We start from the raw sequence: 24,143 nt of genomic DNA, 5'->3' as shown, positions 1-24,143 counted from the left end.
GGTTTGCCTCAGGGGAAGTATCTTGAGAGAAGCTGGGCGCCATGGAGCCGACCGCAAAACAGACGCAGGACGGCTATCACCCTTAGCCCAGGTGAAAAAAATCAGAAAACCCGCGCACTCACGGATACCCGGCAGTCAAAATTTGCTCTGGATTTATCGCACCAAGACGCAAATCGCGGCCCACCAGGTAGCGCGTACCCTTACGGATCGGCTTCCCTCCCACGTCGACAAGCGCCTCCTCAGAATCGCCCAAAGTCACGATTTCCTCAGGCTGATGAAAAGGATTGTCGGGATCTGCCTTCAACACAATCAGTGCCCAGACAAAGTAAATGTCCGGCACATCCTGCGGCTCGATCTTCCGCTCGACCTGCGGCTCGACCTCCCATCGAAAGTCCTGCCCACCCGTGACCTGTAACTGATCACCGACCATGTGAAATTGTGGTTTGTGATAACGCATCAGTAGGCCGGTGCCATTGCTCCCCCATGTATCGGAGTAGTTATTGGGCGAAGAGAAAACCCTGACCAACTCTTCAACAGTGCCAATGTTGCCAGCGGCACTATTGAATCGGTTGTAGAGACTATGGTGGGCTACCCCGTCCAACCTTGGCTTGATCGCATTGATATACGAATCGAGATAGCCCGGCACATACGCATTGCTCATGTGCACGAAATGCGTGAAGTCCAACATCGCCATAAAAGTGAACGTGCAAGCGATATGATCAGACTCTTTCACCACCGACCCGGAAACGAACTCGAACCTCATTCCTTCAAGCTTTCTGTAATTCTCTGGCATGTCCTTCTCCTTGGCGAATGTTAAAGACAGGTCAGAAGGCGACTTGCCCGAGAAACCTGCCAGGGAACATGGAATAGCTGAATGCCCTGTGTGTCCACTGTCAGAACTAACAGGTAGAGGTCTTTTTCAGATAAACGGAAGGCCGCGGTCTTTTGATTTATCAGGAATCGCGCCGCAATGAACACAGATTGGCGGTATCACACAGATCCCCTGTGGGAGCGGGCTTGCTCGCGAAGAGGCCATCTGCGACACCACAGAATCATGCGCAGCACCTTTAAACGCTGGCGTTTAAAAGACACCTCCAGACACGCCTTGCGGGCTACACATCCTTGCGCCATTGCCTACAGCTACGCCAGAATCCGCCGGCTTGTGCGCCTTGGGGGCGGGTTCTATTGTGGATCAGTCGCTGACGAATCAGCGATCGGGTCTCGCAGCCCGCTGATTTCTAGACGCACAACTTCCGTCCTCGTTTTATGGCGGCTGTACGTGGGAGACCTTTGGGTCTGCCGGTTCTAGAGTCCCGGTCTGCGACCCGCGTATAGCTGCCACCTCCCTTTCGTATCGCAGCGAAATGTGGCAGCTCCGTCGACTCTAGGAGCTTCACCATGATCAAACCAACACCCAACCCACCCGAAACCGACGCCACCTCCCCCTACGAATCCCTCGATTCAAAAAAGCTCCACGAAGCGGCCGACCGCGCCCTCGACCACTACCTCTGCTCGCCCGGCGCCACGCCCATTCAACGTAAAACCCGTTCGATGTACGCCGTGACCGCAGACTTCAAAAACGAAGAACTGCTGGCCGATGCCTGCGAAACACTCGCTTCAGCCAGAACCATCGCCAATGACTTCGCCCATCTGATATCGGCGTCGCAGCGCAGGACGCTGCTGGGGATCGCGCAACTGATCATGCTCGGCGAGTTGGCGGTGAATCGGGCGCTGGATAATCTGCAGTTGCCGCAGTAGCAGGGATCTGTGACAAGCCCTGAGTGAGGCGTTGTGGCTGCTGACGTCTTCGCGGGCAAGCCCGCTCCCACAGGGATTGGTGTCGATCACAAACCTGTGCCTGCACGCCGAACCGGTGGGAGCGGGCTTGCTCGCGAAAGCGGCCTCACAGCCGACACATGTCTCCAGGCATAAAAAACCGCCACCTCATTTAACCGGGCTGCGGTTTGTCGGCTCTTTTCTTCAGCCCACATGACCACTTGTCGGAAACCCGCCAGCACCTGTTAGATCTGACAGGTGCCTAATTCCTCCAACGCGCGCTCAATAACTCCGTCACCCAGCCCCCCGACCGGAGTTCGCCAGATGTCCAGCAAGCAAACCCCTCAAGCCCTCAGACCTCCGTATCTTCCGGCACTGGTCAACCTCAGCCCTGCCGAACACTATGACGGCGGCATACCCATCAGAGCCGTGGAAGGCGATCTGCAAGGCATCATCCCCGCCTGGCTGACCATGTCCATTGGCGATCTGGCCGAGGTGTTCTGGGACAATGACAGCGCCGCGGTCTGGAGCAAGACCTTAGAGCACGATGCCGAGCTCAACCAGGACCTGGTTTTCACCATTGCCAAGGGCCAGGTACTTGAGGGGGATGCCACGCCAGTGTTCTACCGGATCACGCGCAAGAACCAGGGCGCCCCGGAGGACTCGAAACCGGTCATGACCCTGCTGGTCAAACTCACACGTCCCGGGGGTACGATGACATTCCCGGCGATGACGGCCACTCCGATCTCAAGTTCTCCCTCTCTCATGACGAGGTCGATGAAAACCTGCCGCCCAGCGGGGTGACGATGCACATCGTGCCTTACCGCAACCTCACCCGATACGACCGCATTCTCGCCCGCTGGGGTAGCCAGCAAGAGGTGCATATCGTTACGCCGGAACAGGCCCAGGACCCGATCAGAAACTCGATCGAGGTTGTCTTCAGCCGCGCCGTTATCGACGCCGCCGGGGACGGTGATCGTGTCGCGGTGGCTTATCAGGTCATTGACCGCTGCGGTAATTACCCGGACGAACGTGCGCCGTGGTCAGCGACGCGTGAATTGCTGGTGGACCTGGGGGGCAATCGGCTGGACGAACCGCAGGTGCTGGTCAACGGCATTCCAACCGACAGCATCGACCTCGACCAGCTCGGGGATGACGATGTGATCGCCCGCGTTTACATCACCAAGGACGATTTTGCGGTGGGCGACAAGGTGCTCCTGACCTGGATCGGCACCCCGGCGCAAGGCTCGCAGATCATCGTCGGGCCGCTGGAAAAAGAGGTGTCGTACGTGCCCTTCCAGCTCGATTTCCCCATCCCCAACGCCGCCGTCAAAGCCATCGCCAAAGGCGCAGCCTCGGTCGGCTATGTGCGCCGTCGCAGCGATGAAAGCGACCGCCGCTCAAAAAATGCCAGCGTCACCGTGATTGGCGACATCAGCCAGTTAGTCGCCCCTACCGTCGACGAGGCACCGGGCGGAACGTTGCCACCCGAAACGCGCTGGGCAACCGTGCAGATCCCTTGGTATCCCGGTCGCAACAGCAGCGACCTGATCAACCTGATCTGGTCGGCCCAGGCGCCCGGTAACGACACCGTTTATTACGAAGATCCCCGCCCGGTCGGCAACGTAGAGGACAATCAGCCCGTCCTGCGCAGCGTGAGCAATGCCGAAATCCAGCGCTTCAACGGCCTGAACGTCAAGGTCTATTACGTCGTCACCAACAGCGAAACGGGGCTGTTGAGCGTTCGCGATTCGCTGCCATTCATGATGCAGGTCGGCGTCGCCCTGCCGACGTTCGACCGGCCGGAAGTCGAGGGCGCAGATGCCAACGACGTGCTCGATCCGGACAACGTGCCACCCACCGGTGCCACGCTGGTGGTGCCGTACCTCGGCACCCGCGACAAGGATCGCGTGAATTACCGTTGGCGCGGCTCCGCCAGCGGCGGCAGCATCAGTAGTCATGTCGACCTGATCCCCGCCACCGCCGGCAGGCCTGTGCGGATTACCGTTGAGAAAAAATACGTGACCACCAACCTGAACGGTACGGTGGTCGCCGATTACAGCATTCAGCGGGCGGGCGAGACGCTGGGGCATTCTCATGAGTTGACGTTGCGCATCGGGACGGCGCTGGGGGAGCTGCCGCCACCGTTCCTTGTAGCACCGGCCACAGATCCGATTGATGTCCTGGCCTACCCGGACGGGGTGACGGTGCGCATCGAATACCCAGAAGCATTGAGCGGCGACCAGGCATGCCTGGAGGAAGACAATCCACCGGCAGGTTGGCCGCCGTTTCCGTTGGTGGAATTCAACAGCAACAAGCGAGTGAACACACTGTTGAGCCCCGCATTCCTGGCGGCGCGACATGGAACGGTGATCGAGCTGCGCGGGAACTTGTATCGCAACGGTGGCCACGCTGGCCAATCAGACGCGATCAAGGTGAGACTGCTGAAAATTATCGATGAAGACCCGCGTCTTCCAACACCTAATATCGACGGCAACACCAGTAAAGAGTTGAGCGTTCAAGACCTCACAACAGACGCACGGATTCTCGCGGAAAGATGGCCGTTGTTCGAACCAGGACAACCGATCTGGGCAACCTGTAGAGGCTTTGACAAGAACGGCGAGCCGATAACCAACGACGTCAGGTCGGGAGAGCCCAATGACTCGCCGGATGGATTGTCCCTGGCGGCGCCGATCGAGTGGTTGAAAGAACTCAAAGAAGGGACTGAGCTGAAGATAGCGTGCGCGGCTAACCTAGATGGGTCCGCTATCAAAGCTAACGCGGTAACCTTTCCGCTACGCTCCTATAGCATAAAAAACATTTCACCCCCTCTACATGAGGACTTTGATAACACGCGTACTCGACTCATCACAGTTGGCCAGCTCATCGAACTCCCGAGCATGACCATTACCTTTATTTCAGGTAGCGGACAAATGGGAATTGATGGCTCTCTAGACTATCCGCCACTCCCCGGCAAACGTAGCGGGCAATTACTGCATCTTGGCTATAAGGATACGTATCCACAGCGGTGCAGAATTGATCTCAAATCAACCTATTCAAAAGTCAGTTTTTGGCACACCTGGACAAACACTGGAATCACCGCTTTTTTTTACAACACAGCGGGTCAACTGTTGGGAAAAAGAACATTTACTAGTTCGCAAGATGACGCCCATCTCGTCGAATTCAGCGCAAACGGAATAACCAGGATTGAAATACTGATCAATACACACGATTGGATCGGGCTGGATCACTTTTCATTCTTCCCCTGATCTGCGCAAAGACAGGGTATCAATGCAGGAAGCCCAGCATCAGGAATCGCGCCGCAGATCCGGCGGGATCGGCAGATCGTCTTTCAGCGGATCCGGGCGTTTGCCCTTGCCGGCGCGGTACTGGCGGATCTGGTAGACGTAGGCCAGCACCTGGGCGACCGCCAGGTACAGGCCGCCGGGGATTTCCTGCTCGAGTTCGGTGGAGTAGTAGATCGAGCGCGCCAGCCCCGGCGATTCGAGGAGCATGACGTTGTTGGCGACGGCGATTTCGCGGATCTTCAGCGCGAGGAAGTCGCTGCCCTTGGCCAGCAGCACTGGCGCCCCGCCCTTCTCCGAGTCGTACTTGAGCGCGACGGCGTAGTGGGTCGGGTTGGTGATGACCACGTCGGCGTCGGGAATCGCCGCCATCATCCGCCGCTGCGACATCTCGCGCTGGGTCTGGCGGATGCGCTGCTTGACCTCCGGCCGGCCTTCCTGATCCTTGTGCTCGTCGCGCACTTCCTGCTTGGTCATCAGCAGTTTCTTGTGGGCTTCCCAGAGCTGCACCGGCACGTCGACGGCGGCAATGATGATCAGGCCGCAGGCCAGCCACAACGTACTCCAGCCGACCAGCGTGACACTGTGAATGATCGCCATTTCGAGCGGCTCGTGGGCGATCCGCAAGAAATCATCGACGTCCGCCGACAACACCACCAACGCCACCCCCAGGGTGATCAGAAACTTGGCCAGCGCCTTGAGCAGTTCGACCACCGCCTTGAACGAGAACATCCGCTTCAGGCCCGCGGCCGGGTTCATCCGGCTGAATTTGGGTGCCATGGAGCCGGCCGCAAACAGCCAGCCACCGAGGGAGATCGGCCCGATCAGCGCCGCCAGCAACAGGGTGATCATGATCGGCTGGATCGCCAACAGCGCCATCTGGCCCGACTGCAACAGGAACCTGCCCATGGCCCCCTGGTCCATGATCACTTCGCGCGAGAGGGTGAAGTTCAGGCGCATCAGCTCCATCAGGTCTTCGGCCAGCATGCCGCCGAACACCAGCAGCGCACCGGCACCGGCCATCATCACGGCGAGGGTGTTGAGCTCTTTGGAACGGGCAATCTCACCCTTCTCACGGGAGTCCTTTTTTCGTTTGTCCGTGGGGTCTTCTGTTTTGTCCTGACCGCTTTCGCTCTCTGCCATGGCTCAGCGCGCCCGTGCCAGTTCGCGTAACAACTGCAAGGCCTCGGAGGCCAGCGGTTGATACTGATTGAGGATGTCCGCCAGACCGACCCAGACGATGAACAGGCCCAGCACCAGAGTCAGCGGGAAACCGATGGAGAAAATGTTCAGTTGCGGCGCGGCGCGGGTCATCACGCCGAAGGCGATGTTGACCACCAGCAGCGCGGTGACCGCCGGCAGCACCAGCAACAACGCCGCCCCGAGAACCCAGCCAAGCTTGCCGGCCAGCTCCCAGTATTGCGCCGTCATCAAGCCGCCGCCGACCGGCAGCGTGGTGAAGCTTTCGGTGAGTACTTCGAAGACCACCAGATGGCCGTTCATCGACAGGAACAGCAAGGTCACCAGCATCGTGAAGAACTGCCCGATCACTGCCACCGAGACACCGTTGGCCGGGTCAACCATCGAGGCGAAGCCCATGCCCATCTGGATCGCGACAATCTGCCCGGCCACGGCAAATGCCTGGAAAAACAGTTGCAGGGAAAACCCCAGCACCGCACCCACCAGAATCTGCTCGGCAATCAGCAACCAGCCGCTGAGAGCAAGCGGACTGACGTCCGGCATCGGCGGCAGCCCCGGGGCAATGCATACGGTGATGGCCACGGCGAAATACAGGCGTATCCGCCGCGACACCAGCGTGGTGCCGAACACCGGCATGACCATCAGCATCGAGGCGACGCGAAACAGTGGCAACATGAACGACGCCACCCAGGTACTGATCTGGGTGTCGGTCAACTGAAGCAGCGATTGCATGGCTTAGCCGATGACCATCGGAATGTTTTTGTACAACTGAATGATGTATTCCATGAACGTCTGCACGATCCACGGGCCGGCGACGATCAGGGTCACCAGCATCACCAGCAGACGCGGCAGGAAGCTCAGGGTCTGTTCGTTGATCTGCGTCGCCGCCTGAAACATCGCCACCAGCAAACCGACCAACAGGCTCGGCACTACCAGAATCGCGACCATCAGAGTGGTCAGCCACAGCGCTTCACGAAAGATATCGACCGCAACTTCCGGCGTCATGGCGAGACACCTCCGAAACTGCTGGCCAGAGTGCCAATAATCAGCGCCCAGCCATCCACCAGCACGAACAGCATGATCTTGAACGGCAGTGAAATGATCAGCGGCGAGAGCATCATCATACCCATCGCCATCAGCACACTGGCCACGACCAGGTCGATGATCAGGAACGGGATGAAGATCATGAAGCCGATCTGGAAGGCGGTTTTAAGCTCGGAGGTGACAAACGCCGGCACCAGAATGGTCAGCGGCGCCTGATCCGGGGTGGCAATGTCAGTGCGCTTGGACAGACGCATGAACAGCTCCAGATCGCTGGTGCGGGTCTGGGCGAGCATGAAGTCCTTGATCGGTACCTGAGCCTTTTCCACCGCTTGCTGGGCGGTGAGTTTTTCCGCCAGATACGGCTGCAGCGCATCGTTGTTCACCCGGTCGAACACCGGGGCCATGATGAACATGGTGAGGAACAGCGCCATGCCGGTGAGAATCTGGTTCGATGGCGTCTGCTGCAGGCCGAGGGCCTGACGCAGGATCGAGAAGACGATGATGATCCGGGTGAAACTGGTCATCAGGATCACGGCCGCCGGAATGAAGCTCAGCGCCGTCATGATCAGCAGGATCTGCAGGCTGACCGAATACTCCTGCGCGCCATCGGCGTTGGTGCCCAGCGTGATCGCCGGGATCGACAACGGATCGGCGGCGAACGCCAGCGGCGCGGCCAGCATCAAGGCCAGCGTCAAGACGATGCGTAGCGCACCCATTACTTCTTATCCTTCTGATCCTTGCCGAGAATCTTCAGCAGATGCTGGGCAAATTCCGGGGTCGCTTTTTCGCTGCTGCTCGGCACTTGCACCGGCTCCTTGAGCACATGCAGCGCGGTGATGGTGCCAGGGCTCAAGCCGAGCAGAATCTGCTCGTTGCCGACCTGCACCAGCATCAACCGGTCACGCGGACCGAGTGCGCGGGAGCCGATCAGCTCGATCACCTGGCCCTTGCCTGCTGGCCCCGATTGCTGCACCCGGCGCAGCAGCCAGGCGAGGAAGAAGATCAAGCCCAGCACCAGCAACAGACCGAACACCAGTTGCGTCAGTTGCCCGGCCACGCCGCTGCTGACCATCGGCGCGGTGGCAGCAGGCACGGTCGTCGCCGTCGACGGCTCGGCGGCCAGCACGCTCAATGGCAGTGCCAGCAAAGCCCAGAGAAACCGTTTCACTCAGCGCAGCTTCTTGATGCGTTCGCTTGGGCTGATCACGTCGGTCAGGCGGATGCCGAACTTCTCGTTGACCACCACCACTTCACCGTGCGCGATCAGCGTGCCGTTGACCAGTACGTCCAGCGGCTCGCCGGCCAGACGATCGAGCTCGATCACCGAACCCTGGTTCAGTTGCAGCAGGTTGCGGATGTTGATGTCGGTGCTGCCCACTTCCATCGAGATCGACACCGGGATGTCGAGGATCACGTCCAGGTTCGGACCGTCCAGCGTCACCGGATCGTTGTTCTTCGGCACGCTACCGAACTCTTCCATCGGCAGACGGTTGGAGCTTGCAGCGCCAGCGTCGGCGGCCAGCAGTGCGTCGATGTCAGCCTGGCTGCCATCACCGGTCTCTTCCAGGGCCGCAGCCCATTCGTCGGCCAGTGCCTGATCGTCCTGGGCGTTCATTTCGTCGTTCATCATGTGTCCTCGGCGGGCAACAATTCAGTTAAATGCGTGGGGGAAAAGCGCCGCTTCAGCGACGCTCGATCGGCTCGATAACCTGCAACGCGAGGTTGCCTTTGTGCGAGCCCATCTTGACCTTGAAGGCCGGTACGCCGTTGGCGCGCATGATCATGTCTTCCGGCATCTCGACCGGGATCACGTCCCCCGGCTGCATGTGCAGGATGTCGCGCAGCTTCAACTGGCGGCGGGCCACGGTGGCGCCGATCGGCACGTCGACATCGAGCACGTCCTGACGCAGGGCGTTGACCCAGCGCTCGTCCTGATCGTCGAGGTCCGACTGGAAACCGGCGTCGAGCATCTCGCGCACCGGCTCGATCATCGAGTACGGCATGGTCACGTGCAGGTCGCCGCCACCGCCATCGAGTTCGATGTGGAAGGTGGAGACCACGATCGCTTCGCTCGGGCCAACGATGTTGGCCATGGCCGGGTTCACTTCCGAGTTGATGTACTCGAAATTGACTTCCATGATCGCCTGCCAGGCTTCCTTCAGATCGACGAAGGCCTGCTCCAGCACCATGCGCACCACACGCAGTTCGGTCGGGGTGAATTCACGCCCCTCGATCTTGGCGTGACGGCCGTCGCCGCCGAAGAAGTTGTCCACCAGTTTGAACACCAGTTTGGCGTCAAGGATGAACAGCGCGGTGCCGCGCAGCGGTTTGATCTTGACCAGGTTGAGGCTGGTCGGCACGTACAGCGAGTGCACGTATTCGCCGAACTTCATCACCTGGACGCCACCGACGGCAACGTCCGCCGAGCGGCGCAGCATGTTGAACATGCTGATGCGGGTGTAACGGGCAAAACGCTCGTTGATCATCTCCAGAGTCGGCATGCGTCCACGGACGATGCGATCCTGGCTGGTCAGGTCGTAGCTTTTGACACTGCCGGGTTCGGCAGCGTTATCGGTCTGTACCAGACCATCGTCGACGCCATGCAACAGCGCGTCGATTTCATCCTGGGACAGCAGATCCTGCACGGCCATGTCGTGTTCCTACTGCAGTACGAAATTAGTGAAAAGCAACTGTTCGATCACCACTTTGCCCAGCTCTTTCTGCGCCACTTCCTGGACGCTGGCGGTAGCCTTCTGGCGCAACATCTCCTGGCCGACCGGGGTCGCCAGCGTGGCGAAATCCTGACCGGAGAAGAGCATCACCAGGTTGTTGCGGATCACCGGCATGTGCACTTTGAGCGCTTCCAGATCGGCCTGGTTACGCGCCAGCATGGTGATGCTCACCTGCATGTAGCGCTGACGGCCGTTCTGGTTGTAGTTGGCGACAAACGCCGGCGCCATCGGCTCGAAGATCGCCGGTTGCTTGCCGACCGGCGCAGCCTCGGCCGCTGCGGCAGGCTTGCTCTGAGCGCTGTGCATGAAGTACCAGGTCGCGCCCACGGACACACCGATCGCCAGCAGCAAAGCCACCACGATCAGGATGATCATCTTGAGTTTGCCTTTGGTCGCGGGGTCTTTTACAGCTGCTGCTTCGCTCTTCGCCATGCCAATAATCCGTCACTAATCGGGTTTTCACAGTCGCACGGCAAGGCAAGAGCAAGTGTTATGCCAGAAGTGTCGGAGGATTGATCTGGAGAGCACCACAAAACAAATGTGGGAGCGGGCTTGCTCGCGAAAGCGGTTTAACATTCAACAGTTATGTTGGCTGTCATACCGCTTTCGCGAGCAAGCCCGCTCCCACAGGGGGATACAGCGTTGTATCAGGCGTAATAGTCGACGGCGCTGCTGCCGATCACGCTGGTGGTTTGCGCAGCAGCTTCCGCCACGGCCGCCGGCGTCAGCTCCTCTTCCGCCGAATCCAGTCGACCACCCGCAGCACTGGTGCGACCACTCTGGCCCTGCTGCGCCTGTTCCTGACCCTGCTGACCCTGCCAGCCACGGCTCTGGTCGGAGACATTGACGTCGACCTGGCCCATGCCCTGCTGGGTGAACATGTCACGCAAGCGATGCATCTGACCGTCGAGCGCTTCGCGCACACTTGGGTGCGCGCTCATGAAGGTCACCTGGGTCTGCTGATCCGGCACCATGTTGACCCGAATATCCAGACGCCCCAGTTCCGCCGGCTGCAATTGAATATCCGCCGCCTTCAGGTTGGCGCTGGACAGGTACATGACGCGGTTGACGATTTCTTCGGTCCAGCCGCTCTGATGCATGGCGATCGGTTGATTCACCGGCACCGCGTTCGCGGTTTTCGGAGTGGCCGCCTGAGTCAGCGCCGCCAGACGGTTGGCGAAATCATCGACACGGGTGTCGCTGGTAGCAGCCTTCAGATCTTTCAGGCCATCGTCGATCAGGCCGCTGAAGGCCTTTTCACCATTCTGACTGGTGCTGTCCTTGTCGGCCTGCACGTCGAGCATGCTCGCCATGCCGGCAGCGAAGTTCTGCGCCGCAGTCAATTCACCGTCGGCCTGAGCCTGGGCCGGTGTAGCTTTGGGTTGGGCCTGGCTGCTGGCGGAAATGTGCCCGCCCTGCTCCATCGCCATACGCAGCGCCGGCAACGAGTCGAGTGGATCGGCCGCCGGGTCGAACGCGCTATCGGTTGATGCCGCCGGATCTTTGACCACGGCTGGCGCCAAGGTGGCGGCCACGACCGGCGTTTCGGTTTTGGCCGGTTCCGGTGTTGCAGCGACTGGCGCTGCCACCACCGGCGTGGTCACCAGCGGCTGCACGGTTTGCGCCAGTGCCGGATCCAGCGCCGGATCCACCGGGGTGGTGTCGGCCACTGGCATCTGCGCGCTGTCAGCGGCCGCATCGGCGGCGGCCTTGTCAGTGGCGGCCTGATCATCGGTGGTGGTCGACGCGGTCTTGTCGGCTGGCAAGGCATTGCCGCTATCGGCAACAGTCTGTTGCGTGGCGGCAGACTTATCCTTGGCGAAATCTTTCTTGTCGCTGTTGTCGGCAACCTTGTCGCGCGCCGGTTTCAACGAACTGTCAGAGTTCGCAAGAGTCTTTTTCGGGCCTTGATCGGCGAACACCTGAGCGAAGCTTGAGGCCTTGTCCCCGGTGTCTGCGGCCATGACCGGCGTTTTCGCGGCGGCGGCTTGCGCCTTGGCCTGGGCGGCAGATTGAAGAAGAACATTGGGGGTCGCAGGCATGACACGGTCTCCGCTGCACTGGGATCGTAGGTACAGTTGACGAGGAATATTGCAAGTGTCGGGCCAGATTTGTCCGGCGCTTGCGAAAAGCGCCGGACGGCAGGGTTCAATGGGTCAGGGCGTGCTGGCGTTCGTCTTCGTAGATCGGGCGGACATCGGCGAACTCGCCACTGATGTCAGCCACCAGCCTGGCAATATCCGAGGGGCTTTTATTTTTGGCTTCCGATTCCAGCTCCTGGCAGAGCGCCGCCAACCGGACAGCTCCCATGTTGCTGGCGCTGCCCTTGAAGCTGTGGGCAACTTCAGACAAAGCCTTGGCATCCGCCGTGTTCTGCAGCTCAGCCAAGCGACTTTCGGAATCGGCCAGAAAGGTATCCAGAAGCTCCGGATAACCCTCCTCCATGACTTCGCGCAGTACGCTCAGCGCCTCGCGATCAATATGTGTGTCAGTCACTTGTTCACTCCTTGATCAAGAATCGGCGAATTATGCCTCAACCCTCCCAGAAAAACTCCACGCAAGCACTGCGACCTTCGTCCGACCAACTGGCGTTATGCCCCAACTGCCGGATCAGGCTGACCCCGCGCCCCGACAGACGGACACCGTCCAGCGGCCGCTCCATCACCCGCGCCACGTCAAAACCCTTGCCGCTGTCCTCGACGCGGATCACCAGACAACCACCGGCACCTTGCGGCTTGACCTGCAGATGCACGCGCACGTAACCGTCCTGCAGGGCTTCGAGCCGCTCGTTGCGCTGTTCATAGTAACGAGCGAAGCCACTGGCATCACGCTTCAGGCTGGAATCCAGACCAAGAACACCGTGCTCCAGCGCGTTGGAGTACAGCTCGGCGAGCACGCTGTAGATCGCCCCGCCCTGGGTGCGCAAACCGTGCACTTCCTGCAACAACTGCAGCAGATACGGCAAAGGATTGAAGCGTTTGAGCGTCGCCCCGCGAAACTCGAAGCTTACCGACCAGTCCAGCGGGCTCGACTGGCCGCTGTCGGAATACACCGGCGCCGACGGCACGACATGCGCCGCTTCAAGCAAGCTGATCTCGACCATGCTCACATCGTCGCGGGGCTCGCCGCGAAAGGCGTGCAAGGCCTGCTCGATCTCGGCGAACAGGTTGTCCGGCTCACGATTGGCGGCGAACAGCTGCTGCAAACGCTCGACACCGAACAAGCGATCGTCGGCGTCAGTGGTATCGATCACCCCGTCCGAAAGCAGGAACACCCGGTCACCCACGGCCATGGCCTGTACTTCGGTGCGATCATCAAACGCTTGCGGACTGAGCACCCCCAGCGGCAAATGGCGCGCCGCCAGCGGCACCCGTTCGCCGGTGGCGATCCGGTGCAGATAACCGTCAGGCATGCCGCCGTTCCACACCTCTACCGAACGCCGCTGAAAACTCAGACAAAGCATGGTCGCGCAGCAGAACATGTCCACCGGCAGGATGCGCTTGAGCTTGGCGTTCATCTCGCGCAGGGTTTCGGCCAGGCCGTAGCCCTTGGCAGTCATGCCGTAGAACACTTCGGCCAGCGGCATCGCCCCCACCGCCGCCGGCAATCCGTGACCGGTGAAATCACCGAGCAGCACATGCATGTCGCCGGCCGGGGTGTAGGCCGCCAGCAGCAGGTCGCCGTTGAACAACGCATAGGGCGATTGCAGGTAGCGGATGTTCGGCGCGCTCAGGCAACCGGAATGCGCGACCTTGTCGAAAACAGCTTTGGCCACGCGCTGTTCATTGAGCAGGTAATCGTGATGTCTGGCGATCAGGTCGCGCTGCTGCAGCACCGTGGCCTGCAAACGGCGCAAGCGATCCATCGCCTTGATTTTGGCGGCGAGGATCACCTGGTTGTAAGGCTTCGCCAGAAAGTCGTCGCCACCCGCCTCCAGACAACGAGCAAGCGCTTCACTTTCGGTCAGCGAAGTCAGAAAGATGATCGGCACCAGGGTTTCCCCCGCCAGCGCCTTGATCTGCCGCGCCGCTTCGAAGCCGTCCATCACCGGCATCATCGCGTCCATCAGCACCAGATGCGGTGGCTGACGCTTGAACACCTCGAGCGCTTCGGCGCCATTGGCGGCGGTCAGCACTTCGTGCCCCTGGCGGCGGACGATGGTCGACAACAGTAACCGGTCGGCGGCGCTGTCTTCGGCGATCAGGATCGTCAGCGGCTCTTGCGCCTGCATGGCCGTCAACTGATGTCGAACAGTTTGTCGAAGTTGGAGATGGCGAGAATCTTGCGCACGTCGGAGTTGCTGTTGATCACGCGCACGTCCGACTCGTCGCCGCCGGCATGATCGCGCAGCAGGAGCAGCATGCCCAGCGCGGAGCTGTCGAGGTAGGTGGCATCTTTCAGATCAACCACGATGGAGTCGGGTTTCTGGTCAAGCCGCTCATAGGACTCGCGAAACTCCTGATGGCGCCCAAAATCGAACCGCCCCTTGACCGAAATCGTCAGTTTTTGACCATCCGGAGAGACTTCTGTAACGACTGACATTGACTGGCTTCCTTGTCATTGACGAACGTGTACAAGGTTTAGCACCTGGACAGGGTTGGGGCAAGGCTCAGCGCAGAAGCAAATGTGGGAGCGGGCTTGCTCGCGAAGGCAATCGGTCAGTTGACTGAGGTGTTGACTGACACGACGCCTTCGCGAGCAAGCCCGCTCCCACAGGGAGTTTTTGGGCAATTTGAAAAGGGTTGTATCGCGGGGGGCGCTGCGACAACTGATCCAGCAGCTTCTGCTCGCGCTTGTCTTCGAGGCCTTGCGCCTCTTCGCGGTAGCGCTGCGCCCGTTTGCGCAGGAGCACCGAGGCCCTGCAGCCACTCCGCGACTGCCGCTTGTCGCCACTGTCAGATCTGACAGTAGACCGAGAAAATATGAATAGCCCTTAATCAAGCGGCAGCAATTTCGCTGCGCTCAGGTCAAAGGACTGCATCATGAAATCGCCTAATGCACTTTTCGAAGCACCGTCCCTGCGTAACACCGCGTCACCAAGCATCATCACTCATGATGAATACCTAAAGGGTAAATCCGCCTTGCTGGCAAAATACACTGGTAAAGAAGGCGAACTAATCACGTTTTACCTGGTGTGCGACGCCGTCTATCCCACATTGCATACTGATACAACCATTGCTGATCATGAGACATACGGTGCTTATATCGATTCTGCCAATCATTGGGATATTGTGGGCAAACAGATACTCGCTTTCTACACCGTAGTAAGTGACTCAAAGCTTCTAGGTTTCTCCGCAATGTTCAGTTTCACAATATTGGACAAATGACTCAGACCATCCTCTAGCACCACTGCTGCGGCACGTTAATACGGATCGTGCCGCGGCAGGCGCTGCGACAATTCATCCAGCAGCTTCTGCTCGCGCTTGTCTTCGAGGCGTTGCGCCTCTTCGCGGTAGCGCTGCACCAGTTTGCGCAAGCCTTCGACCTTGGCGAATGCCTGCTGCCAGGCATCGCGCGCCTTGATCAGGTTGTTCTGGTGCCAGACCAGGCTCTGGCGCTGCTGGTCGATCGCGGTGTCCAGTTGCGCGAGGAAGCCGTGATAACCCAGCAGCCATTGCCCGGAAACTCCGTCGCTGCCGCGCACGATCCACTGTTCCTGATAATCCAGACGAAAGGCGTCGAGGTCGGCGAGTTTGCTTTCAGCGACTTTGACCTGACCCTGAAAGTAACCCAGGCGTTGCACGGCGGTTTTCTCGGCCTGTTCGGCCATTTCCACCACCGGTGCCAGACGCGCAGCTCGGCTCACGGCCATGGCCGGTTACCCGCCCGCCGCAGGCGCGAACAGGGTTTCGAGGTAAGCCTGGCTCTCGCCCATGTTGATCTTGTCGTTCAGGCCCTGTCGCTGGTAGCGGGTCAATTGCGGTTGCAGCGAGATCGCCAGATCGGTCTCGCGGTCGCCACCGGCGACGTAAGCGCCGACGCTGATCAGATCGCGGCTCTGCTGATAGCGCGACCACAGCTGCTTGAAGTACTGCGCGCGCTGCATGTGCTCCGCCGAGACCACGGCCGGCATCACCCGGCTGATCGACGCTTCGATGTCGATGGCCGGGTAGTGCCCTTCCTCGGCCAGACGCCGGGACAACACGATGTGGCCGTCGAGCACGCCCCGCGCCGAGTCGGCTATCGGGTCCTGCTGGTCATCGCCTTCGGACAACACTGTGTAGAACGCAGTAATCGAACCCCCGCCCTTTTCCGCGTTACCGGCGCGCTCCACCAGTTTCGGCAGTTTGGCGAACACCGAGGGCGGATAACCCTTGGTCGCTGGCGGCTCGCCGATGGCCAGGGCGATTTCCCGCTGGGCCTGAGCGAAACGGGTCAGCGAATCCATCAGCAACAGGACGTTCTTGCCTTTGTCGCGGAAATACTCGGCGATGCGCGTGCAGTACATCGCCGCGCGCAGACGCATCAGCGGTGCATCGTCCGCCGGCGAGGCGACGACCACCGAACGCTTGAGGCCTTCTTCACCGAGGATGTGCTCGATGAACTCTTTAACTTCTCGGCCCCGCTCACCGATCAGGCCGACGACGATGATGTCGGCCTCGGTGAAGCGGGTCATCATGCCCAGCAGCACCGATTTACCGACACCGGTACCGGCGAACAGACCCAGACGCTGACCACGCCCGACCGTCAGCAAACCGTTGATGCAACGAATGCCGACATCCAGTGGTTCGTGGATCGGGTCACGGTTGAGCGGGTTGATCGTCGGGCCGTCCATCGGCACCCAGTCTTCAGCCTTCATCCCGCCCTTGCCGTCCAGCGCGCGTCCGGCGCCATCGAGTACGCGACCGAGCATGCTCATGCCCATCGGCAGGCGACCGGTTTCGGCCAGCGGCACCACGCGGGCGCCCGGGGCAATGCCGGCGACGCTGCCGACCGGCATCAGAAAGACTTTGCTGCCAGAGAAGCCCATGACTTCCGCTTCCACCTGGGACGGGTGATAACTGTCGTCATTGATGACCAGGCAGCGCGTGCCCATGGCGGCGCGCAGGCCTTCGGCTTCGAGGGTGAGGCCGACCATACGCAGCAGGCGGCCTTCGAGAATCGGCGCGCCGGCGATTTCAGTGGCGTCGGCATAGGTGCTGAGGCGCTTGGCGAAACTGGTGCGTTCAAGGCGCATCGGGGGTGTCCGCGAGCGGCTCTTGCGGCGCAGCCGCCAGTTGGCTTTCTTCAGGAATGTCCAGGCTCAGGTCCGGCGCGGCCGGGTGCAGAGCCTGTTCGTGCAACTGGTCAAACAGCTTGCCCATGACCTGGGTCACGCGGGTCTCGATGCTGGCGTCGATGCGGCTGTGTTCGGTTTCAACCCGGCACCCGCCCGGCAGCAGCGAGTCGTCTTCGACAATGCGCCAGGATTCCTCATGACGCTCGCGCAAGGCCTTGGCCTGCTCGAAGTCCTGCGGATTGACGTACAGACGCACGTTGTCCACGCCCAACGGCAGCAGCTTGAGCGCGTCGCGCATGACGTGTTCGATCTGGCTGGAATCGATGGCCAATTCGCGCTTGATCACCTGTCTGGTGATGTGTTGCACGAGGTCGACCAGCGACTTTTCGATCTGCGTGTCTTGCTCGGCAATCGGCTCGAACAGATGGGTCATCAGTTGCTCGAGGCTGGCGAGTTTCGCCGCCAGCGCCACTTCGGCTTCCTGACGCACCTTGAGGGTGGCGCTGTGAAAACCTTCCTTCTCGCCGATGCCAAAGCCCTCGTTGTAAGCCTCCTGACGGATGCTTTCGAGTTCTTCCAGGGTCAGTGGCTGGACTTCTTCCAGCGGCACTTCTTCCATTTCCGGCGGTTCGGGCTCCGGTTCCGGCTCGGGTTCCGGTTTCGGCGGATCGAAGCTGGGCAGTGCCCAGGATTCGAAACCACGGACATCGCGGGCGCGGATCAGATCCGTCACTGACTCGTCATGCTTGTCCATGGGCTTAGATCATTTCCTCGCCGCCCTTGCCACCGAGCACGATTTCGCCGGCTTCGGCCATGCGACGGGCAATGGTGAGGATTTCTTTCTGCGCGGTTTCCACGTCGCTGACGCGCACTGGGCCTTTGGCCTCGAGGTCGTCGCGCAACAGTTCGGCCGCACGCTTGGACATGTTCTTGAAGATCTTTTCTTTGACGCCTTCGTCCGAACCCTTGAGGGCCAGCACCAGCACGTCGGAGGACACTTCGCGCAACAGCGCCTGGATGCCGCGGTCGTCGACGTCGGCGAGGTTGTTGAACACGAACATGAGGTCTTCGATCTGACCGGACAGGTCTTCGTCGACTTCGCGGATCGAGTCCATGAGCTGACCTTCGATCGAGCTGTCGAGGAAGTTCATGATGTCCGCCGCACGCTTGATGCCACCCAGGGTGGTGCGCGAGGCATTCGAGTTGCCGGAGAACTGCTTCTCGAGAATCTGGTTCAGCTCTTTCAGCGCCGCCGGTTGCACGGTATTCAACGACGAGACGCGCAGGATGATGTCCAGACGCACCTTGTGGTCAAAGTTGCCCAGTACTTCACCGGCCTGATCCGGATCGAGGTACGCCACCACGATCGCCTGGATCTGCGGGTGTTCGTAACGGATCACGTCGGCAACCGCGCGCGGCTCCATCCATTTCAGGCTGTCGAGGCCGCTGGTGTTGCCACCGAGCAGGATGCGGTCGATCAGGCCGTTGGCCTTGTCTTCACCCAGCGCCTGGGTAAGCATTTTGCGCACGTAGTCGTCGGAGCCGACGCCGAGGCTGGTCTGGTCGCCGACGATGTCGACGAACTCGCTCATGACCTGCTCGACCTGCTCGCGATGGACGTTGCCCATCTGGGCCATGGCCACACCGACCCGCTGAACCTCTTTCGGGCCCATGTGGCGCAGCACTTGCGCGGCATCGGTGGAACCCAGGGACAGCAGCAGAATCGCGGCTTTGTCGACCTTGTTCAGTTTGACGGTTGCGGCTCGGTTATCACTCATCTGCGTTAATCCACTCTTTCACGACCTGAGCCACGCGACCCGGATCCTCGGCCACCAAGCTCTTGATTGCATTCAGTTGTGCGTCGTAACCCTCACTCGGGCTCGGCAACAGAATGCTCTGCGGACCACCGAGGCTCACGCGGTCGTTGGCCAGGTCGCCGTCCAGGCCGCCCATGCCACCGAGTTCCACGTCGCTGCCCAGACCGGCCAGCTCCTTGCCTTTGCCGCCGCCGGTGATGTTGTTCAACACCGGACGCAGCACACCAAACACCAGCACCAGGATGAACAACACACCCAGCACTTGTTTGACGATGTCCCAGAACCATGGCTGGGAGTAGAACGGAATATCGGCAACCACTTCACCGCGTTCGGCGGAGAACGGCATGTTGATCACGCTGACGCTGTCGCCACGGCTGGCGTCGAAACCGACCGCGTCCTGCACCAGACGGGTGAAGCGCGCCAGCTCATCGGCGCTCCACGGCGCGCGGGTGGTTTCGCCGTTGGCCGCATTGACCTTGACCTGATCGTCGACCACCACCGACACCGACAGACGATTCAGGCGACCCTGCTGCTGTTTGGTGTGGCTGATGGAACGGTCGAGCTCGAAGTTCTTGGTGGATTGTTGACGCTTGTCCGCCGGGTACGGCGCGAGCATCGGCTGGCCAGTGGCCGGGTCCATGATCTGCTGACCGTTGGCATCGACCAGTGGCTGACCTGGCTGAATCATCCCGGTAGAGCCTTGCGCACCACCGGTGGTTTGCGGGGCCGAGGCCGGCGCCGGCGGCTGGTTGCTCAGGGCACCCGGTACACCTTGCGGGCCATTGCTGGCGGTGCGTTGTTCGTTGACCGACTGCTCGCTGCGCAACGCCGGTTGGTCCGGGTTGAACTGCTCGGCGGTCGATTCGACGGCACTGAAATCGATGTCGGCCGAGACTTCAGCCTTGTAGCGATCGTTGCCCAGTACCGGTTGCAGAATGTTGTGCACGCGCTGAGTGAGCATGCTTTCCATGCGGCGGCTGTAATCGAACTGCTTGCCGGCCATGGTCATTTCGGAGTTTTCCGCCTGATCGGAGAGCAGGTTGCCCTTCTGATCGACGACGGTGATCTGCGATTTGCTCAATTCAGGCACGGAGGTCGCCACCAGGTTGATGATCGCCACCACCTGACCCGGCTCCAGCGAACGCCCGGAGTACAGCTCGACCAATACCGAAGCGCTTGGCTTGCGTTCATCACGCACGAACACCGAACTTTTCGGAATCGCCAGGTGCACGCGGGCGCCCTTGACGTTGTTCAGGCTGGAGATGGTGCGCGCCAGTTCGCCCTCGAGGCCGCGACGGTAACGCGTCGCTTCCATGAACTGGCTGGTGCCCAGACCCTGTTCCTTGTCGAGGATTTCGAAACCGATGTTGCCGTCGCTGGGAGTGACACCAGCGGCCGCGAGTTTCATCCGCGCACGGGACAGGTCGTCAGCCTTGACCAGCAAGGCGCCGGAGTTCGGCTCGACGGTGTAAGGGATGTCGGCGGAGGCCAGGGTGTCCATGACCTGCTTGGCGTCCATGCCGGCAAGGCTGCCGTACAACGGACGGTAATCCGGCTGCTGCGACCACAGCACCACGGCAAAGCCAATCGCCACGCTCGCAGCCAGGCCGACCAACAGGCCCACCTGACGCAGCATGGTCATCTCGGAGAGGTTTTCCAGGAAGGACAGGCCGAACAGCGGCGGTTTGCCGTCTATCGGGGTGGCCTTGGCCGGAACGTTATCGGCGACTGCTTCTGCCATGACTCAATCTCGTCCTTAAACCGGCATCTGCATGATGTCTTGATAAGCCTGAACCAGTTTGTTGCGCACCTGGGTCAGAGCCTGGAACGACACGCTGGCTTTCTGCGAGGCGATCATCACGTCCGTCAGATCGACGCCGCTCTTGCCGATTTCAAATGCGTTGGCCAACTGAGTCGACGCCTGTTGGGTATCGCTGACTTTGTTGATGGCCTGACCGAGCATGTCGGAAAAGCTGCTGCCTGCCAGTTCAGGGACGGCGGCAGTCGATTTCGGCGTGGCCATGGCGTCCATTTTCATGGCCTTCATGTCCATCATCAACCGATTGAATTCAATACCTTGGCTCATGGTCTACTCTCTTGGGCGGCCCGCAATTTTTTGACACTCACTCGGCGGGTACACAGGTGTTAGCAACAAGGGTGCCAGCTCGGCTGGTCTTGTTTCATAAATGCCGTTGTGGTCTGTGCGCTATGTCGGGATCACCGCAAAACAACTGTGGGAGGGGGCTTGCTCCCGAAGGCGGCGTGTCATTCAACAATGATGTGACAGACCTGACCTCTTCGGGAGCAAGCCCCCTCCCACCGTTATTCGCGTCAACTTTCAGGTGGCGAACAGATAACCTTCGACGTCCATCCCGGCATCACGCATCTGCGCCAGTTTGTAACGCAGGGTACGCGGGCTGATACCGAGCTTTTCCGCAGCCTCCTTGCGCCGGCCACGCTCGGTGCGCAGGGTGTCGATGATCATCTGAAACTCCCGGCGCCGCAGGTCATCGCCCAGCGCCCCGGCGGATTCGGCCTCGACTTCGATCTCGCGTACCAACGGCTGCAGCGGCGCAACGACCGGCGCTGCGCTGAACGTCACCGCGCCCGTCAGACAAAAATCCTGCGGCTGGATCAAACCACCCTGCTGCAGAATCAGCGCCCGTTGAATCGCGTTATCCAGCTCACGCACATTGCCCGGCCATGGGTAACCGGTCAGGCAAGCCTGGGCTTCCGGCGAAAGTTTCGCCGCCGCATGCTTCATTTTATTGACGTGTTTGTTCAGCAACCGCTCGGCCAGCGGCAGGATATCGGCAGTGCGCTCGCGAAGTGGACGCCAGGCCAGGGGAAAAACCGACAGACGGTAAAAAAGGTCTTCACGGAAACGCCCCGCCGCCACTTCGCCGGCCAGATCACGGTTGGTGGTGGCGACCACGCGAATGTCCAGGGTGATCGGCTTGCGCGCACCGACACGCTCGACTTCACGCTCCTGCAGCACCCGCAGCAACTTGGCTTGCAGGCCCAAGGGCATTTCGGAAATTTCGTCGAGCAGAATGGTGCCGCCATCGGCCTGCTCGAATTTGCCGGCCTGAGCCGCAATGGCGCCGGTGAACGAGCCTTTCTCGTGACCAAACAGCGTGGCTTCAAGCATGTTGTCAGGAATCGCCGCGCAGTTGATCGCGATGAACGGCTGATTGGCACGATGGGAATGCTGGTGGATGTAACGCGCCAACACTTCCTTGCCGGTGCCGGACTCGCCGGAGATCAGCACCGTGGAATCACTGCGTGCCACCCGCGCCGCCAGTTCGAGCAACTGCGCACTGGCCGGCTCGACCGCCACCGGACCTTCACTCTCCGTCACACTGATGCAGCCCAGAGCATGCCGCGACACCAGATCCAGCAACGCCTTGGGTTCAAATGGCTTGACCAGGTAATCCGCCGCGCCCTGACGCATCGCATCCACCGCACGCTCGACCGCGCCGTGCGCAGTCATCAGCAACACCGGCAATTGCGGCTGCCGGGCACGCAGCAAACCGAGCAGTTGATGGCCATCCATGCCGGGCATGTTGACGTCGCTGACCACCAGACTGAACGCTTCGCGCTCGACCGCCTGCAACGCCTCTTCGGCGCTGCCGACTGCATGGTAGTCGTGGCCCGCCAGCAACAGCGTATCGGCCAGCGCTTCGCGCAACGAGCGGTCATCCTCGACCAGCAAAACCTTGATGCCCATGACGTTTACTCAGCTCCGTGTACAGCGGAAAACAGCGGCAGGATCACCTGCGCGCACGTGCCGCGCCCGACTCGCGAGCGCAGCTGCAATTCTCCCTGATGTGCCCGCGCCACAGCCTTGACCACGGTCAGGCCAAGCCCGGTGCCGGTGACTTTGGTAGTAAAAAATGGCTCGCCGAGACGCTCCAGCACCAGCGGCTCGATGCCGCTGCCGCTGTCGCTGACGCACAGGCGCAGGCTGTTGTCGCGGGTGTAGCAGTGCACCTTCAGGCGCACGTTGCCATCGCTGGCCTGAATCGCGTTTTCGATCAGATTGAGAATCGCCCCGACCAGGGTGTCGCGGTTGCACAGCAGTTCGCCGGCATGGCTGTCGCACTGCCAGCGGATTGGCAGATCCTGCACATGGGTCAGCGCCGCCGCTTGCAGCGCCTGCATCAGAGTATTCGGGGTGATGCGGTCGGTCAGTGGCAGCTCGCCACGGGCGAACACCAGCATGTCGCGCACCTGATGCTCCAGCTCATGCAGGCGCTCCTTGAGGCGGCCGGCGAAGCGCTGCTGGGTGGCGACGGGCAATTCCTGCTCAGTCAAATGACTGGCGTAGAGCAACGCAGCGGACAACGGCGTGCGGATCTGATGGGCCAGCGAGGCGACCATCCGTCCCAGCGACGACAGGCGCTCGTGGCGCGCCAGTTGATCTTGAAGGTGGCGGGTTTCTGTCAGGTCGTTGAGCAGCACCAACTGCCCCGGCTCGGCATCCAGCGAGCGGGTGGCAATCGACAGGCGTCGACCGTTTTTCAGAGAAATTTCATGACCGTCGTCTTCACGCGGGGCGAAGCAACGGGCGATGACGTGGCGCCACAACTCGCCTTCCAGCGGCAGCCCCAACAAATCGATCGCCGCCGGGTTGGCTTCGCGCACCATGCCGTGGCCGTCGATCACGATGACGCCACCGGGCAACAGATCGAGGAGGTTTTGCAGACGGTTGGCCAAGCGTTCTTTTTCGGCCAGCTCCTGCATGCGCTGGGCACTGACCACCGCCAGCTCGCCCTTGAGCTCGGTAACCCGGGCTTCAAGCATGCTGTAGGAATCGGTCAGTTGACTGGACATCTGATTGAACAGCGCGAACGCGTGCTCAAGACCCTGACGGCTCGCCTGCTCTACGGACGACGGTTGCCCCTCGGCATGGGAGGCAGATGACATCTGGGCGTGGGGCATTGTGTTCTCTCGCTTGGCTGACCGTCAGTTAAACGGAACGTTGCGAGGGATGTAGCAATACCCGTGCCTAAAAAAAACTGCTTATAAATGAAGGCGTTGAAAAACA

25 protein-coding genes and 1 pseudogene are annotated in these 24,143 nt (G+C 60.6%); 4 read left to right on the top strand and 22 right to left on the bottom strand.

Annotated features, from left to right (window positions below):
* Positions 1-118 precede the first annotated feature (118 nt).
* Complete coding sequence (locus AC3WMV_RS22780; RefSeq protein ID WP_103368103.1) at positions 119-793, bottom strand: hypothetical protein; 675 nt, start codon at positions 791-793, stop codon at positions 119-121.
* A gap of 605 nt (positions 794-1,398) precedes the next feature.
* On the opposite strand from AC3WMV_RS22780, the gene AC3WMV_RS22775 reads away from it, so the two are divergent.
* From AC3WMV_RS22775 to AC3WMV_RS22765, 3 genes are all read left to right on the top strand, one after another.
* Complete coding sequence (locus AC3WMV_RS22775; protein ID WP_103368104.1) at positions 1,399-1,758, top strand: DUF6124 family protein; 360 nt, start codon at positions 1,399-1,401, stop codon at positions 1,756-1,758.
* A gap of 342 nt (positions 1,759-2,100) precedes the next feature.
* Positions 2,101-2,580, top strand: coding sequence for a hypothetical protein (locus AC3WMV_RS22770; RefSeq protein ID WP_103368105.1), 480 nt, complete (start codon positions 2,101-2,103; stop codon positions 2,578-2,580).
* Between the two features lie 2 nt (positions 2,581-2,582).
* On the top strand, positions 2,583-5,045 hold the full coding sequence (locus AC3WMV_RS22765) for an MATH domain-containing protein (RefSeq protein WP_103368106.1): 2,463 nt from the start codon (positions 2,583-2,585) through the stop codon (positions 5,043-5,045).
* A gap of 39 nt (positions 5,046-5,084) precedes the next feature.
* Here AC3WMV_RS22765 and flhB read toward each other — a convergent pair whose 3' ends face one another.
* From flhB to AC3WMV_RS22700, 13 genes and pseudogenes are all read right to left on the bottom strand, one after another.
* Positions 5,085-6,224, bottom strand: coding sequence for a flagellar biosynthesis protein FlhB (gene flhB / locus AC3WMV_RS22760; RefSeq protein WP_027613915.1), 1,140 nt, complete (start codon positions 6,222-6,224; stop codon positions 5,085-5,087).
* Between the two features lie 3 nt (positions 6,225-6,227).
* On the bottom strand, positions 6,228-7,013 hold the full coding sequence (gene fliR, locus AC3WMV_RS22755) for a flagellar biosynthetic protein FliR (protein ID WP_027613914.1): 786 nt from the start codon (positions 7,011-7,013) through the stop codon (positions 6,228-6,230).
* Between the two features lie 3 nt (positions 7,014-7,016).
* Positions 7,017-7,286 (bottom strand): flagellar biosynthesis protein FliQ, encoded by a 270-nt coding sequence (gene fliQ / locus AC3WMV_RS22750; protein ID WP_007920026.1) that lies wholly within the window; start codon positions 7,284-7,286, stop codon positions 7,017-7,019.
* Complete coding sequence (gene fliP, locus AC3WMV_RS22745; RefSeq protein ID WP_003222895.1) at positions 7,283-8,041, bottom strand: flagellar type III secretion system pore protein FliP; 759 nt, start codon at positions 8,039-8,041, stop codon at positions 7,283-7,285. The genes fliQ and fliP overlap by 4 nt, the downstream gene beginning before the upstream one ends.
* Positions 8,041-8,493, bottom strand: a complete 453-nt coding sequence (fliO, locus tag AC3WMV_RS22740; protein ID WP_103368107.1) for a flagellar biosynthetic protein FliO — start codon at positions 8,491-8,493, stop codon at positions 8,041-8,043. Before fliO ends, fliP begins: the two co-directional genes overlap by 1 nt.
* Entirely contained in the window at positions 8,494-8,952 is a 459-nt protein-coding gene (gene fliN / locus AC3WMV_RS22735; protein WP_003222891.1) for a flagellar motor switch protein FliN, read from the bottom strand.
* A gap of 55 nt (positions 8,953-9,007) precedes the next feature.
* Positions 9,008-9,976 carry a flagellar motor switch protein FliM gene (gene fliM, locus AC3WMV_RS22730; RefSeq protein WP_003222890.1) on the bottom strand — a complete coding sequence of 323 codons (969 nt, stop codon included), beginning with the start codon at positions 9,974-9,976 and terminating at the stop codon, positions 9,008-9,010.
* A 9-nt stretch (positions 9,977-9,985) separates the two neighbouring features.
* Positions 9,986-10,489: a flagellar basal body-associated protein FliL gene (gene fliL, locus AC3WMV_RS22725; protein WP_047599975.1), complete on the bottom strand. Its 504-nt coding sequence runs from the start codon at positions 10,487-10,489 to the stop codon at positions 9,986-9,988.
* 215 nt (positions 10,490-10,704) lie between these two features.
* Positions 10,705-12,099, bottom strand: coding sequence for a flagellar hook-length control protein FliK (locus tag AC3WMV_RS22720; protein WP_103368108.1), 1,395 nt, complete (start codon positions 12,097-12,099; stop codon positions 10,705-10,707).
* Between the two features lie 106 nt (positions 12,100-12,205).
* Entirely contained in the window at positions 12,206-12,553 is a 348-nt protein-coding gene (locus AC3WMV_RS22715) for an Hpt domain-containing protein (RefSeq protein ID WP_027613911.1), read from the bottom strand.
* Positions 12,554-12,590: 37 nt separating this feature from the next.
* Positions 12,591-14,288, bottom strand: coding sequence for an ATP-binding SpoIIE family protein phosphatase (locus tag AC3WMV_RS22710; RefSeq protein WP_103368109.1), 1,698 nt, complete (start codon positions 14,286-14,288; stop codon positions 12,591-12,593).
* 5 nt (positions 14,289-14,293) lie between these two features.
* Positions 14,294-14,599 (bottom strand): STAS domain-containing protein, encoded by a 306-nt coding sequence (locus AC3WMV_RS22705; protein ID WP_103368110.1) that lies wholly within the window; start codon positions 14,597-14,599, stop codon positions 14,294-14,296.
* Between the two features lie 193 nt (positions 14,600-14,792).
* Positions 14,793-14,903: pseudogene (locus AC3WMV_RS22700) on the bottom strand (flagellar export protein FliJ); the annotation flags it as partial.
* Positions 14,904-15,039: 136 nt separating this feature from the next.
* Here AC3WMV_RS22700 and AC3WMV_RS22695 point away from each other — a divergent pair.
* On the top strand, positions 15,040-15,384 hold the full coding sequence (locus AC3WMV_RS22695; protein ID WP_103368111.1) for a hypothetical protein: 345 nt from the start codon (positions 15,040-15,042) through the stop codon (positions 15,382-15,384).
* A 35-nt stretch (positions 15,385-15,419) separates the two neighbouring features.
* Here AC3WMV_RS22695 and fliJ read toward each other — a convergent pair whose 3' ends face one another.
* From fliJ to AC3WMV_RS22655, 8 genes are all read right to left on the bottom strand, one after another.
* Positions 15,420-15,869, bottom strand: a complete 450-nt coding sequence (fliJ, locus tag AC3WMV_RS22690; protein ID WP_095139370.1) for a flagellar export protein FliJ — start codon at positions 15,867-15,869, stop codon at positions 15,420-15,422.
* A gap of 6 nt (positions 15,870-15,875) precedes the next feature.
* A complete protein-coding gene (fliI, locus tag AC3WMV_RS22685; RefSeq protein WP_007966241.1) occupies positions 15,876-17,234 on the bottom strand; it encodes a flagellar protein export ATPase FliI in 1,359 nt (452 codons plus the stop codon).
* Positions 17,224-18,030 carry a flagellar assembly protein FliH gene (gene fliH, locus AC3WMV_RS22680; protein ID WP_103368112.1) on the bottom strand — a complete coding sequence of 269 codons (807 nt, stop codon included), beginning with the start codon at positions 18,028-18,030 and terminating at the stop codon, positions 17,224-17,226. Before fliH ends, fliI begins: the two co-directional genes overlap by 11 nt.
* A gap of 4 nt (positions 18,031-18,034) precedes the next feature.
* Positions 18,035-19,054 (bottom strand): flagellar motor switch protein FliG, encoded by a 1,020-nt coding sequence (gene fliG, locus AC3WMV_RS22675; RefSeq protein ID WP_007920042.1) that lies wholly within the window; start codon positions 19,052-19,054, stop codon positions 18,035-18,037.
* Positions 19,047-20,834 (bottom strand): flagellar basal-body MS-ring/collar protein FliF, encoded by a 1,788-nt coding sequence (gene fliF / locus AC3WMV_RS22670; RefSeq protein WP_027614236.1) that lies wholly within the window; start codon positions 20,832-20,834, stop codon positions 19,047-19,049. The genes fliG and fliF overlap by 8 nt, the downstream gene beginning before the upstream one ends.
* A gap of 15 nt (positions 20,835-20,849) precedes the next feature.
* Entirely contained in the window at positions 20,850-21,179 is a 330-nt protein-coding gene (gene fliE, locus AC3WMV_RS22665; protein ID WP_003222869.1) for a flagellar hook-basal body complex protein FliE, read from the bottom strand.
* A gap of 252 nt (positions 21,180-21,431) precedes the next feature.
* Entirely contained in the window at positions 21,432-22,823 is a 1,392-nt protein-coding gene (locus AC3WMV_RS22660) for a sigma-54-dependent transcriptional regulator (RefSeq protein WP_103368113.1), read from the bottom strand.
* A 5-nt stretch (positions 22,824-22,828) separates the two neighbouring features.
* Entirely contained in the window at positions 22,829-24,022 is a 1,194-nt protein-coding gene (locus AC3WMV_RS22655) for a sensor histidine kinase (RefSeq protein WP_167797091.1), read from the bottom strand.
* Positions 24,023-24,143: the final 121 nt, after the last annotated feature.

This window comes from Pseudomonas sp. FW305-3-2-15-E-TSA4, from assembly GCF_058787295.1.
This window is presented reverse-complemented; position numbering and strand designations above follow the sequence as displayed.